15 protein-coding genes and 1 riboswitch are annotated in these 16122 nt (G+C 41.6%); of the genes, 3 read left to right on the plus strand and 12 right to left on the minus strand.

Features of this window, described 5'->3' with window-relative positions; translation table 11 throughout:
* Nucleotides 1-12: 12 nt before the first annotated feature.
* Together ACP7A0_RS14035 and ACP7A0_RS14040 are read right to left on the minus strand one after the other, a co-directional pair.
* Complete coding sequence (locus ACP7A0_RS14035) at nt 13-1209, minus strand: DUF6861 domain-containing protein (RefSeq protein ID WP_034660741.1); 1197 nt, start codon at nt 1207-1209, stop codon at nt 13-15.
* A gap of 4 nt (nt 1210-1213) precedes the next feature.
* Complete coding sequence (locus ACP7A0_RS14040) at nt 1214-1537, minus strand: WXG100 family type VII secretion target (protein WP_034660474.1); 324 nt, start codon at nt 1535-1537, stop codon at nt 1214-1216.
* A gap of 226 nt (nt 1538-1763) precedes the next feature.
* Here ACP7A0_RS14040 and pepT point away from each other — a divergent pair, with 226 nt between their 5' ends.
* Nucleotides 1764-2996, plus strand: a complete 1233-nt coding sequence (gene pepT, locus ACP7A0_RS14045; RefSeq protein WP_034660475.1) for a peptidase T — start codon at nt 1764-1766, stop codon at nt 2994-2996.
* Between the two features lie 287 nt (nt 2997-3283).
* The gene (locus ACP7A0_RS14050) at nt 3284-3463 is read left to right on the plus strand and encodes a hypothetical protein (protein WP_003215411.1); all 180 of its coding nucleotides are present in this window, start codon (nt 3284-3286) and stop codon (nt 3461-3463) included.
* An 83-nt stretch (nt 3464-3546) separates the two neighbouring features.
* On the opposite strand, the gene ACP7A0_RS14055 is transcribed toward ACP7A0_RS14050, so the two are convergent.
* Entirely contained in the window at nt 3547-4224 is a 678-nt protein-coding gene (locus tag ACP7A0_RS14055; protein WP_426005532.1) for a DUF3298 and DUF4163 domain-containing protein, read from the minus strand.
* A gap of 211 nt (nt 4225-4435) precedes the next feature.
* A riboswitch (SAM riboswitch) is annotated at nt 4436-4548 on the plus strand.
* A gap of 87 nt (nt 4549-4635) precedes the next feature.
* Between ACP7A0_RS14055 and ACP7A0_RS14060 the strand changes: the two genes are divergently transcribed.
* The gene (locus ACP7A0_RS14060; RefSeq protein WP_060597603.1) at nt 4636-5760 is read left to right on the plus strand and encodes a 5-methyltetrahydropteroyltriglutamate--homocysteine S-methyltransferase; all 1125 of its coding nucleotides are present in this window, start codon (nt 4636-4638) and stop codon (nt 5758-5760) included.
* A 53-nt stretch (nt 5761-5813) separates the two neighbouring features.
* Here ACP7A0_RS14060 and ACP7A0_RS14065 read toward each other — a convergent pair whose 3' ends face one another.
* The 9 genes from ACP7A0_RS14065 to tenA all read right to left on the minus strand — a co-directional run bounded on the left by ACP7A0_RS14065 (nt 5814) and on the right by tenA (nt 16063).
* The gene (locus ACP7A0_RS14065; protein ID WP_282059719.1) at nt 5814-7232 is read right to left on the minus strand and encodes a glycoside hydrolase family 1 protein; all 1419 of its coding nucleotides are present in this window, start codon (nt 7230-7232) and stop codon (nt 5814-5816) included.
* Complete coding sequence (locus ACP7A0_RS14070; RefSeq protein ID WP_095285609.1) at nt 7204-9111, minus strand: beta-glucoside-specific PTS transporter subunit IIABC; 1908 nt, start codon at nt 9109-9111, stop codon at nt 7204-7206. Before ACP7A0_RS14070 ends, ACP7A0_RS14065 begins: the two co-directional genes overlap by 29 nt.
* A 327-nt stretch (nt 9112-9438) precedes the next feature.
* Nucleotides 9439-10272 (minus strand): BglG family transcription antiterminator LicT, encoded by an 834-nt coding sequence (gene licT, locus ACP7A0_RS14075; protein WP_034660482.1) that lies wholly within the window; start codon nt 10270-10272, stop codon nt 9439-9441.
* Between the two features lie 235 nt (nt 10273-10507).
* Nucleotides 10508-11323, minus strand: a complete 816-nt coding sequence (locus ACP7A0_RS14080; protein ID WP_106061351.1) for a YwqG family protein — start codon at nt 11321-11323, stop codon at nt 10508-10510.
* Between the two features lie 171 nt (nt 11324-11494).
* Nucleotides 11495-12334 carry a methyl-accepting chemotaxis protein gene (locus ACP7A0_RS14085; protein ID WP_034660484.1) on the minus strand — a complete coding sequence of 280 codons (840 nt, stop codon included), beginning with the start codon at nt 12332-12334 and terminating at the stop codon, nt 11495-11497.
* Between the two features lie 149 nt (nt 12335-12483).
* Entirely contained in the window at nt 12484-13218 is a 735-nt protein-coding gene (locus tag ACP7A0_RS14090) for an energy-coupling factor transporter transmembrane component T family protein (protein WP_060597607.1), read from the minus strand.
* Nucleotides 13208-14806 (minus strand): ABC transporter ATP-binding protein, encoded by a 1599-nt coding sequence (locus ACP7A0_RS14095; protein WP_106061348.1) that lies wholly within the window; start codon nt 14804-14806, stop codon nt 13208-13210. Before ACP7A0_RS14095 ends, ACP7A0_RS14090 begins: the two co-directional genes overlap by 11 nt.
* Nucleotides 14781-15380: an ECF transporter S component gene (locus ACP7A0_RS14100; protein WP_034660488.1), complete on the minus strand. Its 600-nt coding sequence runs from the start codon at nt 15378-15380 to the stop codon at nt 14781-14783. Before ACP7A0_RS14100 ends, ACP7A0_RS14095 begins: the two co-directional genes overlap by 26 nt.
* Nucleotides 15377-16063, minus strand: coding sequence for a thiaminase II (gene tenA / locus ACP7A0_RS14105; RefSeq protein ID WP_106061346.1), 687 nt, complete (start codon nt 16061-16063; stop codon nt 15377-15379). The genes ACP7A0_RS14100 and tenA overlap by 4 nt, the downstream gene beginning before the upstream one ends.
* Nucleotides 16064-16122: the final 59 nt, after the last annotated feature.

A 16122-nucleotide genomic window follows, 5' to 3' on the forward strand; every position in this document is an offset into this window, starting at 1 on the left:
CTTGATCTCTCCTTATCCAAAAGAAAATGCACCCTTAAAGAAATCGCCTGCACCTTTTATGAGCGAATCAGCGGTTTCTTTTGTTTTTTCTATCCCTTTATGTATCACCTGATTTGCCTGATCAATGGTGTCATTGACTGCTTTCACACCTTGACCCGCCAGCTCAAATGCTTGTTTCCCTTTATCGACGACCGCATGAATAGGGTCCTTTAATTTCACTGCAACCTGTTCAGCAAAGCCTGATGTCAGCTTGGCGACTTTTTCTCCTATAAATCCACCGACTGCTGAACCAATGGCTCCTCCGACAACGGTTCCAATCGGTCCTGCAAAGCTTCCTAGAGCTCCTCCGACAACGGCACCTGCGACAGATCCGCCAGCGATAAAGACCGTATTGTTCACTGCATTTCCAACAGCCTTCGCATTTTCACGCTTAAGGACTTCTGGCTGATCACCGAATTCTGCATAGTTCTCGGCAATTTTCAATCCACAGCCGACCGTTTCCGTTGCACCAGTGACAACCGTTGCAATGATGGCATTTCCTTTCGCGAATCTTGATCCATTTTTCAGAACAGACTTGATAGCAGCCGTGTCCTTCCAATTGATACTTCCTTTTGTAAAATCACGAACGCTATTCGTAAAGGCAACCGTATCGTCAGGATAAAATTTTGTGAATTTCTTATGGACCAAGTCAGCCATCGACCAGTTTGATCGTTTTAATAATTCTTTTTTACTCAGCCAAATCCTTGCTAGCCGGTCAAATCTCGTTCCTTCTACCCGGCTGGTCAGATCAAGCAGCAGCTTTGAATGCTGCGCTGCATACCGGCCATTGTCTTTAATGAAGGTCGTCATCCCAAGCCCATAGTATTTCGCCTGCATCATCACAATTCCAGCTAAGCTCGTGAGTGTACCATATTGATCATAGATGCTGTACATTTTCCGTAAAATATCGTCTGCTTCGACCATTTTATCTTTTGCATGACGAATCGCAATATCATCACTGCTCAATTTACTGATCAATGCTTGTCCTGCTCCCCATGCATCCCCGACACCTGAAAAACAGCTTCTATACCGAGGATCACAGCCTAAAATGAGACCATCCAGTTCACTATGTAAATCGCGGTGCTTTGTTTCAATGACAGACAGTTCGCCTACAACATCATTCGCCAGTCCTGTCAGCTGATCTGGATCAACCACAATGTCACGTGCCATCACATCATCTCCCTTCTCGATTTCTTTCTCTCCGTTCTTCTCTTCTCTTTCGCTCAAGCTCTTCCATTCTGGCAATTTCAGCTTTCCGTTCCTCGATTTTGACCGCTGCGTCGCGCAGTTCCTGACTTGTTTCAAGCAAGTCCTTTTCAAATTGATCATAGCGTGACGTTGTTTCCTCAAAGCTTTGATCAAATTTATTCCTTGCTTCTCCCTGCCAGCCTGATCCTACTGCCTTCAGCCGATTCTCCAGCAGCTGCTTTGACTGCCGAATCTCATCAGCTGCTTCCTGAAACTTTTGAGCGAGTGCCAGCGTTTGACTAGAATCCAACTTTCGCACCCCTTTCTCCCAATTTAACGTACAAATGGATGATTTTATATGTCCTCATTATAAATAAAAAGACACCCAAAAAAATCACCCTAAAGAACCATTCAACACACCACCTAATGAAAGTAGGTCTTTTTACTCTCTAATTGCCAGAGAAAACCTTTCTTGTTATGAAGCGCATTCAAGACGTGATAAAATGGACGTATTCTACAAAAGGAGTGACGTATAGATGAAAAAGGAAATGATTCAGCGTTTCACAAATTATGTGAAGGTAGATACGCAGTCAGATGCAGAAAAGGAAAGCTGCCCATCTACTGAAGGACAGTTGAACCTAGCGAGACAGCTAGTTGAAGAGATGAAGTCCATCGGGATTCAAGAAGTGACAATGGATGAAAACGGCTATGTCATGGGAACGATCCCGTCTAACACTGACAAAGACGTGCCGACCATTGGCTTCCTGGCTCATATCGACACAGCCACTGACTTCACCGGCAAGAATGTGAAACCGCAGCTTCATGAAAACTATCAAGGCGGCGACATCACCTTAAATGAAAATCTACATATCGTTTTATCTCCAGCACAGTTTCCAAATTTACAAAAATATCAAGGACATACGCTGATCACAACAGATGGCACGACCCTGCTTGGTGCAGATAACAAAGCAGGTATCGCAGAAATTATGACCGCTATGCATTACTTGATTGAGCATCCAGAAATCAAGCATGGGAAAATTCGCGTCGCCTTTACACCAGATGAAGAAATTGGCAGAGGGCCGCACAAATTTGATGTTGATGCCTTTGGCGCTTCCTATGCTTATACAATTGACGGAGGACCGCTCGGGGAGCTGCAATATGAAAGCTTCAACGCAGCAGGTGCGAAAGTATCAATTAAAGGAAACAACGTCCACCCAGGGACAGCAAAAGACAAAATGGTCAGCGCTGCGAAGATTGGGATGCTCTTCCACAACAAGCTTCCTTCTGATGAATCTCCGGAATATACAGAAGGCTACGAAGGATTTTTCCATCTCACGAAGTTTGTAGGAGAAGTCGAAGAAGCAGAGCTGCAATATATTATTCGTGATTTTGATAAAGACAAATTTAACGATCGCAAAGCACTATTTGAAAAAATAGCAAATGACTTAAAAGCCATCTACGGAGAAAACAGCATAAATCTCAGCATTCAAGATCAATATTATAATATGAGAGAAAAAATTGAGCCGGTGAAACATATTGTGGATATTGCCCATGAAGCAATGGAAAACCGCTCAGTGACACCTGTGATCGAACCGATCCGCGGCGGTACAGATGGCTCCCAGCTTTCATATAAAGGTCTTCCAACGCCAAACATCTTTACTGGCGGGGAAAACTTCCACGGTAAATATGAATTTATTTCTGTCGAGAACATGGTGAAAGCAACAGAAGTCATCGTTGAAATCGCACGTTTATTTGAAGAAAAAGCATAGATATGTTTACAACCGTTCCTGTTCGGGAACGGTTTTTTAATAAAAGTTTACAATTTTCTGAAACTTTTATGACACTTTTTCGTACTAATAGAGACAACACCAGAAAAATTCTTCTTGACGAGTGCAATAACTGGAAATATAATAGTTAAAAACAACCAGTATTTTAGACCTAAATTAGCAGATCGACTAAACCTTAAGAACTAAACCGATTCTGCTGCTTATTTTCAGTTATAAACATCACTCACCCTGTCTACACTAAAGAATAGGATGAATTGGAGGAATGTCATATGATGATTTTATTGATTATCGCTTCACTTTGCTGCTACTTACTATTCTCTTTCAAAAAAGATAACCGCACACCAAAACGAAAAAGCGCAGAGCTTTCGGAGTTTGAAATCTTTCGTATGCGCCGCCACTACAACGGAAAACGCCGTCATCCACTAAATGATGCACCTAAACAAGTATAAATCTAAAGAGAGAGCCTCATGAGGGGCTCTTTTTGTTTGAGTAAATAACAAAAAACGACCAGATTCATTGGCCGTTTTTCTTTTTATTTATATACCTTCGCAGGAACTTGAATCATAGGAATTCCTACATAATAAGGTGAAATTTCATATGGCTGGAAGACAACAGCAATTCCCTTTTTCGTGAAGTAATACTGCGTGTTGTAGTTGATTTCAATGTCACTTTTTTTCAGGTTCGCATAGAATTTGCTTTTATGTTTCTTTGTGTAGTTATAGACATAATCTCTTACTTTCGTACGTTTTTTCTTTGTTTTCACAACGTCTGTCAAGAACAGCTGCTTTGTCTTTTTCTTTGTTAACACATAGTTCATGCTGGAAACCATCGTATCTCCATGCATTCCACCATCATTCATGTAGTCATAGTTTAAGATACTGAGCTTCTTCCCATTGTTAAATTTCGTTTTAAACGATCTTTCGTACGTGATCTTCCCAAAGCCTTCCTTTTTCGCTTCGTCCTTTAAGAACAAGTACGTAGAATAGGAGAAGGAAATATCTTCTTTCAAATCACGATTGATGGTTTTCATATGCGCCTTGCTTAGGTTTTTCACCTGTGCATATTTGAACGTTTTTTTCTTTTTATAATAGTGTGTGCTTACTTTTGCTTTTTTTGCTTGTTTGGCATCCGCAGATCCAACTGGCGCAAACAACGAAACAATCAGCGAAAAAATGAGCAGGCTGATCATTAGGCCTTTTTTCATTGTCATAGTAAAAACCCCCATTTTTGTCTATTACCAATTGAGTATACCATGACAAAAGAACCAAAAGAAGCATTTTTTCCATATTATTCTTCCTTTTTCCACTTCGGGTTTGTTTACCATTATTTGTTTATGTAGAAAATTAAACAGTAAAAACCATTGACTTTCTCTCGAAAAAGTTGGATAATTATGTTTATTAAGAAAATTGAATCAAAAGGTAACCTTATTAAGAGTGGTGGAGGGACTGGCCCTGTGAAACCCGGCAACCGCTGTTCCTCGGAACAGAATGGTGCTAATTCCTTAAGCAAGCAGATGCTTGTTTGAAGATAAGGCAGAGTTCTCTCAGTATATGATGCTCTTCCTTATCCAAGGAAGAGCTTTTTTATTTGATTTTTAACCTGTAGAAAGAAGGGATTCAGCATGACACAAGTACAAACCATTGGAAAGAAAACAACGAAACCGCCATTTCGCGCAGATCAAGTAGGCAGCTTACTTCGTTCAGAACGTATCAAGGAAGCACGCAAGCAAAAGGCAGACGGTACGCTGACAGCAGAGCAGCTCCGACAAATTGAAAATGAAGAAATTACACGCATTGTGGAGAAGCAAAAAGAAATTGGATTAGAGGTTGTCACAGATGGAGAATTCAGACGTGCATGGTGGCATTTTGACTTTCTTGAGGGATTAGATGGGGTCGAAGGATTTGAAGCGGATCAAGGTATTCAATTCCACAATACGACAACAAAAGCGCGTGGCATCAAGGTAACGGACAAGATTGACTTTACAGATCATCCAATGCTAGAGGATTACCGTTTCCTTCAAAGCATCGCTGGTGATCATACGGCTAAAATGACGATTCCAAGTCCGAATATGCTCTTTTTCCGTGGAAAGCTTGAAGAAGGAGTATACGACAGCCTAGAGGCATTCCACCATGATGTGGCACAGGCGTATAAGAAAGCCATCCGTGCTTTTTATGATGCAGGCTGCCGTTACCTACAGCTCGATGATACAGCATGGGCGGTGTTCTTTTCTGAAAAAGGTCATGAACAAATCGAAGCCTTTGGCCGAGAAGAAGATGAACTGCGTGAGTCATTTGCGAAAACAATCAATGAAGCGGTTGCCGATCGTCCAGAGGATTTGGTGATCACTATGCACATTTGTCGTGGTAACTTTAAATCGACGTGGGCAGCTGAAGGCGGTTATGAAGCAGCGGCAGAAACAATTTTCGCCGGCTTAGATCTGGATGGTCTCTTTTTAGAATTCGACGACGATCGTTCTGGCGGTTTTGAACCCCTACGCTATGTGAAGAACCCAAACCTCCAAATCGTACTAGGGCTTGTCACTTCAAAATATGGTGAGCTTGAGCCGGCTGAACAGATTAAAAAACGGATCGAGGAAGCGGCTCAATATGTCGACATTAACCAGATTTGCTTGAGTCCGCAATGCGGGTTCGCCTCAACGGAGGAAGGCAATCTGTTAACAGAAGAGCAGCAATGGGAAAAGCTGCGTCATGTGATTGAGATTGCAGATCAAGTGTGGACTTCATAGTCCCCTTGACGAAAAAAAGACAAACCGCAGTATGAACGGTTTGTCTTTTTCTTTTATGCATCTAAATGATCACCATTTGTCGCAATCACTTGTTTATACCAATCGAAGCTTTTCTTTTTCTTTCTATCTAATGTACCTTTTCCTTCGTTATCACGGTCAACATATATGAAGCCGTAGCGCTTTTTCATTTCAGCTGTTGATGCGCTGACAAGGTCAATTGGGCCCCAGCTTGTATAACCCATCAAGTCTACTCCATCTGCAATGGCTTCTCTCGCCTCTAGCAAATGACTTCTGAGGTAATCAATTCGGTAATCGTCTTGAATGGATCCGTCTTCTTCTACTTGATCGACAGCTCCCAATCCATTTTCTACAATAAACAATGGTTTTTGGTAGCGGTCATATAGCTGGTTTAGTGTTGTACGAAGTCCTTTTGGATCAATTTGCCAGCCCCAATCACTTGCTTCTAGATAAGGGTTTTTCACGCCTTCAAATAGGTTACCACCAGTAACTTGTCCAAGAACCTCTGGATCTGTACTTGTCACAAAACTCATATAATAGCTGAAGCCAATATAGTCCACTGTATGGTTTCTTAGGATGTCTTCATCACCATCTTGGAACTCAATATGAATTCCATTTTCGCGGAAGTATCGTTTCATGTAACCTGGGTAGTAGCCTCTTGCCTGTACATCTGAGAAGAACAATGTTTTACGATCCTGATCCATTGCAGCAAACATATCTTCTGGTCTTGAGCTGTACGGATAAGTTGTCATCGCTGCAATCATACAGCCGATTTTCGCATCAGGAATGATTTCGTGTCCTGCTTTGACAGCTAAAGCACTTGCAACAAATTGGTGATGCGCTGCTTGATATTGAATGCTTTTCTCGTCTTCACCCTCTTCAAATACAAGTCCGCCGCCAGTGAAAGGCGCATGTAACACGACGTTGATTTCATTAAAGGTCATCCAATATTTCACTTTGTCTTTATAGCGAGTAAACAACGTTTTCGCGTATGTTTCATAAAGATCGACAAGCTTACGGTTTCTCCAACCGCCGTAGTTTTTCACAAGTGCAAGCGGCATTTCATAATGAGAAATCGTGACAACTGGTTCAATTCCATGCTTATGCAGTTCATCAAATACTCTGTCATAAAAAGCAAGGCCTGCTTCATTTGGTTCAGCATCGTCGCCATTTGGGAAAATACGCGGCCAAGAAATGGATAGTCTGAAGCATTTGAATCCCATTTCTGCAAAGAGTGCAATATCTTCTTTATAGCGATGGTAGAAGTCAATCGCATCATGATATAAGTTCAAATCTTTCATTGATTCATCGAATGGATGCATAATACCGTGCGGTGATACATCAGCTGTCGATAAGCCTTTTCCATCTTTATTATAAGCACCTTCAATTTGGTTGCCCGCAACAGCGCCGCCCCATAAGAAACCTTTAGGAAATGTTTTTTCTAACTTGTTCATGTTGAATGCCCTCCTCGTTTTCTTCTACACTGACTGTGAGCAGTGTCTCTTTCACTGTAATCGTGCCATCTGTTTTCGCATCAACCTGTGCGAAATCATTTGTATTGGTGACGATAATTGGTGTCGTGACATCATAGCCTTCTTGCTGAATGCCCTCGATATCAAATTCAACGAGCACATCTCCTGCTTGAACAAGATCACCTGACTGCACATGACTTGTGAAATGCTTTCCGCCAAGCTTCACTGTATCAATTCCAACATGGATGAGAAGCTCTGTGCCTTGGTCACTCTTTAAGCCAATGGCATGTTTCGTTTGAAAAATGGTTTCAACCTTACCGTTGAACGGTGCTACAACACGTCCAACTGTTGGGACAATGGCTGCACCTTTACCCATGATTTCATTAGAGAATGTTGCATCATTCACTTGATTTAGCGGCTTTAGTTGACCTTCAAGCGGGCTTTGTACCACTTCATTTTGAAGTGCTGCTGTATCTTTCTTTTCTTCTGGTTTGTCTGCCTTTGTATCATCTTTCACTGGTACATCTTTGAACCCTAGAACAAGTGTCATGATGGTTGCTACGACAAAGCCGATCACTAAACCGATGATTGAGTAGACAAATGTTGGGCCAACGAATGTTGGGATACCTGGAATACCTGCTGATCCCGACACAACATATGATTTTACTTTAAAGATCGACATGAACACGCCGCCTGCTGCTGCACCAATGAGGGCTGCAAAGAACGGTTTTTTCAATCGCATGTTCACACCATACATAGCAGGTTCAGTAATACCCATTAATGCTGTGATACTTGTAGACATCGCCAATGATTTGAAAGTTTTGTTTTTTGATCTCAAGAAGACACCGAATGCTGCGCCTGCTTGGGCCATATTCGCTACAAACATCATTGGGAGAATGTAGTCAAAACCGTTTAACGTAATGTTGTTGATCATGATTGGAAGTAGTGCATAGTGCATACCCGTAATGATCAATGGTGACATGAAGCCGCCGATCAAGAGTCCGGCCAAAATACCTGCATGTTTAAACAATAAATCAATTCCACCTGAAAGACCATTTCCGATAATCCCACCAAGCGGTCCAACAGCGATGAGCATAATTGGTACAACGACAAGAAGTGTGACCGTTGGAACAAGGATGATCTTTAATGATTTCGGACTATATTTTTCTGCAAATCTTTCAACATATGAACCGAGCCAGATGGTGAGTAGAATTGGAATCACCGATGAAGAGTACACAACAGAAACCACTGGCAAGCCTAGAAATTCTGTATTTCCCGCGCCCAGTAAAGCAGTTAACTGCGGGTGCAGTGCGGCTGCTGCAATGGCAGCGGCAATATACTGATTTGTGCCAAGTTTTTTGGCTACGCTTACAGCTAGTAGAATCGGTAAGAAGTAAAAGGCTCCGTCTCCGATGGCTGTTAAAATTGCATACGTACTGCTTTTATCTGATATCCACTGGAACGTAAGCATGAGTGCCAATATTCCTTTGATCATACCGGCTCCAGCGATGGCTGGAAGAATCGGCGTGAAGACACCAGAGATAAAATCGAAAAGTTTTGATATCACATTTTGTTTTGATGCTTCTTCTGTACCGCCTGACTTTACATCTGTTGACAGTCCTGAGTCAGCAATCATCGCTTGATAGACATTTGAAACATCATTGCCGATAATGACATGATATTGGCCTCCGCTTTGATTCACACCCATGACGCCGTCTGTTGATTGCAGCTTCTCTTTATCCGCTTTGCCTTCATCGTATAAGTTGAAGCGAAGTCTTGTCATACAATGCGTGACGTGCTTGACGTTCTTTTCACCGCCGACAAGCTCTAGAACTTCTTTTGCTGTTTGTTTGTGGTTCATTGTATTACCCTCCAATCGTTGATTAAATCATGATATAGAAAAAACCTAAACATCCATTAATGTCCGAGAAATAGCAATTCAGACATTAATCGATATTTAGGTTTTGCCTGCTTAACCAGTAACAATCCTTCATAGCGATTGATCGTTATTTAATTTTTATAAGTCTTTAGATATAAAAAAACCTAAATCACGCCTTATCAAAGATAGGGACAATGATTTAGGTTTTGCCTGCTTGACCAGTAACAATCCTAAAAGATTGTGGGTTATTTCGTTTATAGTTATAAATTATCATGTTAATTTTATGATGTCAACGCTTTCTTTTTGAATTTATTTTCTTTTTACCACTCTGTCGATATGCAAAGTTAAATATAGCATCTCATCTTCTATGAGACTTCGGTTGTATTCTTTTTGAACATAATCGTTAATTTTTTCAGCGCATTGAAAAGCTGCGGTGTTTTTTTCTTTTACTACTTCATACAGGAATTCATTTTGATTTTCCATTTGTGTTTCGTTAAACAGACGCTGTCCAAAAAACTTCAAATGCGTGACAAAACGGAAATAATTTAATGATTCCTCGTCTAAATCAATTTGAAAGTGATACTTGACGATATTTAAAATATCTTGAATGAGTTTGGTAATTTGAATCACGTTTGGCATTTCTTCATTGAGCTCTGCATTGACAATATGCATGGCAATAAAACCGGCTTCATCCTCAGGAAGATGAATGTTAAGCTTGTCCTGAATAATCCGGATCGCTTCTACACCACACATGAACTCTTCTTTGTACAACCGCTTGATTTCCCAGAGCAAAGCATTTTTGATGTCCATTCCTTTTTGATGACGTTCAATAGCAAAGGTGATATGATCCGTGAGCGTCACATAGATGCTGTCATTCAAATTTTTATTAAGGGTTGTTCTCGCATGATCAATAATCGCCTCACACACTTGCATATACTCGATTGGAATATCATAAAGCAGGGTTTTGAATTTTTCTGATATATCTTTATTTTGAATGGAAAATACTTTTTCAATACGTTCTTCGTCAATCGGATCTCCACTTTTCTTTTGAAAAGCGATCCCTCTGCCCATAATGACCAGCTCATGCTGCTCGTCATCATACGCACTGACCACATTATTATTGATTACTTTCGAAATGATCAATTGATATCCCCCAGTACATTCCACTTTTTCGAGCATCTCATTGTAGATTGATATGTCATTTTATTATTATCTTCAAAAAAGAGGACTTTAAGATGATTTTACATTTTTTTTTGATACGGTCAACTAGAAAGAATGACATATTACCTCTCAAAAATGACGAAATAGGGGCAAAAAAGTCTAAAAACATACACAAAAACACTCTAAAAAGAGTGCTTAAAGAGTGTTTTTTACAAAATTAGGAGCAATCCCAATTATAGACGACATTCTCGAAATTTTTTCGTTTGAGGTCTTCTGGTTTGATAAAAAAGTTGGCGATTCCGCAATCTCCCCACAACAGATCTACTTCATCATCTGAGTCGATTTGTAATAACAGAACGGTATGTTCCTGGTCTTCATAGGTACGCGGGTCCTCTTGTGTAAAGCCTGGATATCCGCCCAATTTGTGACCAAAGCCACTCGCTGCATCATGAAATTCATCTAGCAAGGCATCCGCTTCATCTCCATCAATGCCTTTTACATCTTCGAATAGGTCCCAGCTGCGCTTACCTGTGATTTTCTCAAAGCGGAAATCTTCTACACTAATCGTTTCACTTGATCGTTCACCTGTAATGACGCCTTCCTTTGTCACAGGAAAATAAAAATCATCAGGAATTTTCACAAAAGAAAAATCAGTCAACAACTCTTCTTCTGCCAAGAAAGGTTCCTCAATAAATTTGATCCGAAAATTTTTTTGCTCTGTTTTATGGTCAATATTCATCCCATAAAGATCATCATGCACAGAAATAAAAATTTGCAGAAGCCCTGTTTCTGGATAATCCTTCAGCTTCGGCAGCTGTCCAAAATTCATTTGTGCCAAAAGCTTCATAGGGTGCCCTTCACCATCAACTGGATATTCGTCGTTTTTTGGGAAGTAAGGATCGCCTGCAATTTTGCTGTCGTATGATCCTGTTTTTCCTTGTTTCATCTGTAATTGAATCATTGGTTGTTCAGTTTGATCTAACATTGTACGGTAAGGTGCTATTATTTCTTGCAGCTTCGCTGATTGTGTCACGATGGTCTTCCTCCTTATGAATAGGTCTACTGACCAGACTAGTATCTCTTTTTCTATCATACAGAAGTGTACCCTGCCTGTCAGCGATAAATCGGTCATTATCCGAACAACTTGCCCACCTTAAAACGTAAAAAAACCTCCGATTCATCTGGAGGTTTTGGTCGGTATTTTTTATTTCACTTGATAGTTCACTAAGTCTTCTGCCAGTGATTTCATCGTTTCATTTGTTTCATGAAGACCTTCAATAATTTTTGTGAACGTGCCTACAAGCTCTGCTTGATGCTCAGAGGAAGCGACAATTTGTGCTATTTCTTCTTCCATTCCTTTAATCGATCCCTGCACATCTTTTAGCGCTGTTTCAATATCCGTCGTCGCTTGTTTGGCGTGAGTTGACAGCTTTCTCACTTCCGTTGCGACCACTCCGAAGCCTGCTCCTGCTTCACCTACTCTTGCAGCTTCAATTGATGCGTTGAGTCCAAGTAAGTTCGTTTGATCAGAGATACCTTTTATAAGATTGGACACTTGATTGATTTTAGAGGAATTTTCGACAGTGGTTTTCGTGTTTTGTAGAATTTGTTCACTTGTCGCTTGTAGTTCCTCTGAATGTGCGGCAACTTGCTGAACCATTGCGACTAGTTTTTCGGAAGCTTGGTTGCTCTCCGTCATGATGTGATCTAATCGTTGTTGATTGGTCTGGTCATAGGCCACGCAGAAAGCAGCGACTACTTGACCCGTCTCATCTTTAATTGGAACGGCTACAATATCCATTGGAATCCCGTATACCTCTTTCGGAATTTGGATAAACGATGGCTCTCTCCCATTTTTCAACATAGAAAAGTTTTCGAACCCTGGAGCTACTATGTCCCCAGCTTTAAACCCTAAGTCAATGTTCCCATGTTGCTGATAATAAAGAACCTTCTCTTTCCCTAAAACAGAAAAGGTTAGTTGCTCTCTCATAGCTAGTCCAATGATTGGTAAAGCGTCTATTATGTTATCAATTCTCTGTGACATTCGCTCACGTTCATCCTCTCTTTTTCTCAGTACATCCTCTTTATCGGTTCGTTATAAGGTCTATTACAGCCTGTAATGTGCACTAATATCAATCAAATGACCTAAGACATATAAAAAGCCCACATTCTATCAATAGAATGTGGGTATTTTTAAAAAAAGGACATGCACATCAAGACACTGATACCGATGAGCAAAAGATACATATAGTCGATCCACGAAGTGCTGATGACATGATAATACGTCCGCTCCCTAGCCCCCGTGAAACCTCGTGCTTCCATCGCAATCGCTAAGCGCTCTGATTTTCGTACGCCCTGCGTAAAAAGAGGAAGTGCATAACGCATAAAGGCTTTCCAGCTGTTTTTTTGCTTATAGCCTCTGATTTTATGTGCTGCCTTCATTTGCTTTAATTCACTTTGAAATAACGGGATAAACCGGAAGCCGGCAAGCATCCCATATGCCCATTTTGGGGACATTCGGCATTGATGTATTAAGCTCATCATAAAGGCCGTCAAATCTGTTGTGGACGTAAAAAGGAGACCGAATGTCACAAAGCCAAGCATTCTGAAAGAAATGGTAAGGCCATTTTTCAAACTCTCCTCTGTGATATGAAACCATGCCCACTTCCAAACAGTATGATCCCCCTTGCCAAAGGCCGCCATCATCCAAAATACGAGAATAAAAAAGAGCAGATAAGGGACAAGTCTTGTGAAAAGATACTTCATATTCCATCCGCCTAAGACAAGTCCAATACCAAGTGCAAACAGCCAGATGATGAAGGTTGTTTTAGGGTCAGATATCGCCATGAGACAACACATCGCAAGCAGATGAGCGAGTAATTTGATGACTGGATTCACATTGGAAAGAAAGGAGTGATTACTTTGCAATCGTCAGCACGTCCTTTCTTTCAGCCACATAGCGATAATGCAAAGGGGCTCTCAGCTGATAAGCATCGACAAGTTCCTGATTTGAAAATAAATCATAAGGCGTGCCATCATACACATGCTTTCCTTGGTGAAAAAGAAGCACTTGATCGGCACACTTATCGACGAGGTCCATATCATGAGTGACCATCAAAATGGTGGTGCCTTGGCATTGACGCTCTTTCAAACGCCTCATTAATTCCTTCGCCGTTCTTTCATCCTGCCCGAAAGTCGGTTCGTCTAACAATAGTACATCCTGATCAAAAAGGAGCATTGTGGCCACACTCAATCTTCTTTTTTGACCTAAGCTTAAGGTGAAAGGATGCGCTTTTGCATGCTTCTCTAAACCGAACTCTTCCAATAGCTGAACTGTTTTTTCTTGCACAACGGATTCTGGCCAATTTCGCTGTCTTCCACCAAATGCGATTTCATCGTAGACTGTGTCTTGTATGAATTGAAGCTCCGGATTTTGAAACACAAAGCCTGTTTTTTCATATAGTCGTCGGTCAGACCACTTTTTGAGGGGTGTCTCTTTTAAGAAAATGCTGCCTTTTTTCATTGGCTCTAAACGGACTAAATGTTTGAGACATGTGCTTTTCCCGCTTCCATTTTCCCCAATTATCGCCACCCAATCCCCTGCTTTGATATCCAGCTGAAGGTCACTCATAATCCTTTTTTTTTCATAACTTAATTGAAGATCTTCTGTGCGAATGATGGTCTCTCGCTCAGTCGACGGCACTTTTTTACGCTGCTCTTTTCTTGCTTCAAAGGTTTGCATAAGCGTTTGACTCATTGGATGAAATGGGTCTTGAATAATTGTGGACCATTTCTCGGGAAATAATTTTGGCCGCCAAATCCCTGCCTCTTTCATTTCTTCTTCATATGTCGCGAGCACATCTTTTGGAGGCCCCTCTGCTAAAATGCTGCCTTGATCGTCTAATAAAATCACCCGGTCCACCCATTCGATGACACCATCTAGCACATGCTCTACAAAAATCATGGTTTGTCGCTGATCACCTGCAAGCTGCTGTAGAAGCTGAAATATCTCCATTCTGCCTGCTGGATCAAGCTGTGCGGTCGGTTCATCAAAGAACAGCACATCTGGCTCTAACGCTAGTAAACAAGCAAGTGCCAATCGCTGCTTCATGCCGCCAGATAATGTATGAATGTCTGTATTCGGATCGACATCGAGTTGGACTTTTTGCATGAGCTGCTGAATGATGTCATCCATCTCTTCACGAGGGACGGAACGGTTCTCTAAGCTAAAGGCAATTTCTTCATTGACGCGGTGCATACAAAACTGGGAGTCAGGATCTTGAAACATGACGCCTGTATGTCTTTGCAATATCACTTCGCCCTGCATGTCAGCTTCCATATGTTCTGGAATAATCCCAGCCAGAACTGAAATGAGTGTGGATTTACCGCTCCCGCTTGGTCCTAAAATAAGCACCTTTTCTCCTTTTTGAATGGAAAGAGAGATTTGATGCAAAACAGGCTGAGGCTGTTCATAAAAACGGACAGTGAGATTATTGCACGCGAGAAATGAATCCATGCTGTTCACCTTTGTTTCGTTTTTCTTTCATGATGGCATATTGATTCAGTACACCGGTTTTGGATAATGCGTCGACCACAACTTTCGCTAAGCATCCGCCCAGTATCATCCCGCTGATGATTTGAGTCATCAGTGTGATGAGTAAAACTTGAGGCGTGTAATAACCAAAGCCATTTGCAACGAGGCTATATGCCATTGCTCCAACAGCTGCAAAGGCACCTGACAGCATCAGTGTCCACATGCGATATCGTTTATAACCAAAAAGAGCAAAGGCGATTTCTGCCCCAAGCCCTTGGCATACACCAATCAGCAGGGCTGAAAGACCAAAGTGGCTGCCTGTCAGTAATTCCACAGCGGCAGCGGCTGTTTCTGCAATCAGGGCAGCTCCCGGCTTTTGGATGATATACGCGACGATTGGACTGGCAATCACCCAAATGCCAAACATGATGTTGCCTCCTGCTGGGCCAACAAGTGCTGTAATTGGTAAGTAAAGTGTGGACCACCCTAAATAGATGACACCGCACGCAACGGATAAAATGACAGCAAGGACGACTTCTTTCATCTTCCATGTCATGATGAATGCACCTCCAATGGAACTGGCCACTCTTCCACCGTAAACGCCATGTCCCAAAACTTGTACTCAAGCTGACAGCTTAAGATAAAGTGCTGTTTCATTTTTTCCTTTTCCTTCTCACTTGCTCCTTCCGCCAGCTGATCGAGCCGCTTGCAAAGCTCCACTGTAATAGAGACGGTTAACCCTCCATAAAACGTGATCCACTCATAAAACGGATGTGACGGGTCAGGCTGCACGTCTGAGAGCATTCGTTTTCCAATTTCCCAATATGTCCAAGGACATGGAAGCAGGACAGCAATGATTTCCCCAAGCGTGCCTTCCTGGGCGACTTGCAGCATGTGATGAATATAGTGATGAGCACTCGGAGCCAATGAAGCACCTTGGAGCTCATCATATGATACACCTGCCACTCGGCAAAGATTTTGATGAGGGTGCGTCTCACTATCTAGTACAAACGCAATCTGCTGATGGAAAAAGGCAATATCTTCTTTGTCTGTACATCTGCTTAGAGCCGCTGCATAAATTTTAATAAATGCATGTAAGTATTCTGCATCTTGTTTGACGTAATGAATGATCTGTTCCTTTTCCAGCTTTCCTGCTGCCAGGCCTTTGACAAACGGATGCTGATAAATGGCTTCAAATAATGGTTCTGCTTCTTTTCTTAATTGCGCTGAAAACGTCATAAAAAAAGCCTCCTCTTCTTCAGTTGAATAAATGAAAAAGCCACCCCAAATGGAGCGGC

The sequence above is a fragment of the Bacillus sp. DWP3-1 genome (assembly GCF_049896565.1).
Taxonomy (GTDB): Bacteria; Bacillota; Bacilli; order Bacillales; family Bacillaceae; genus Bacillus.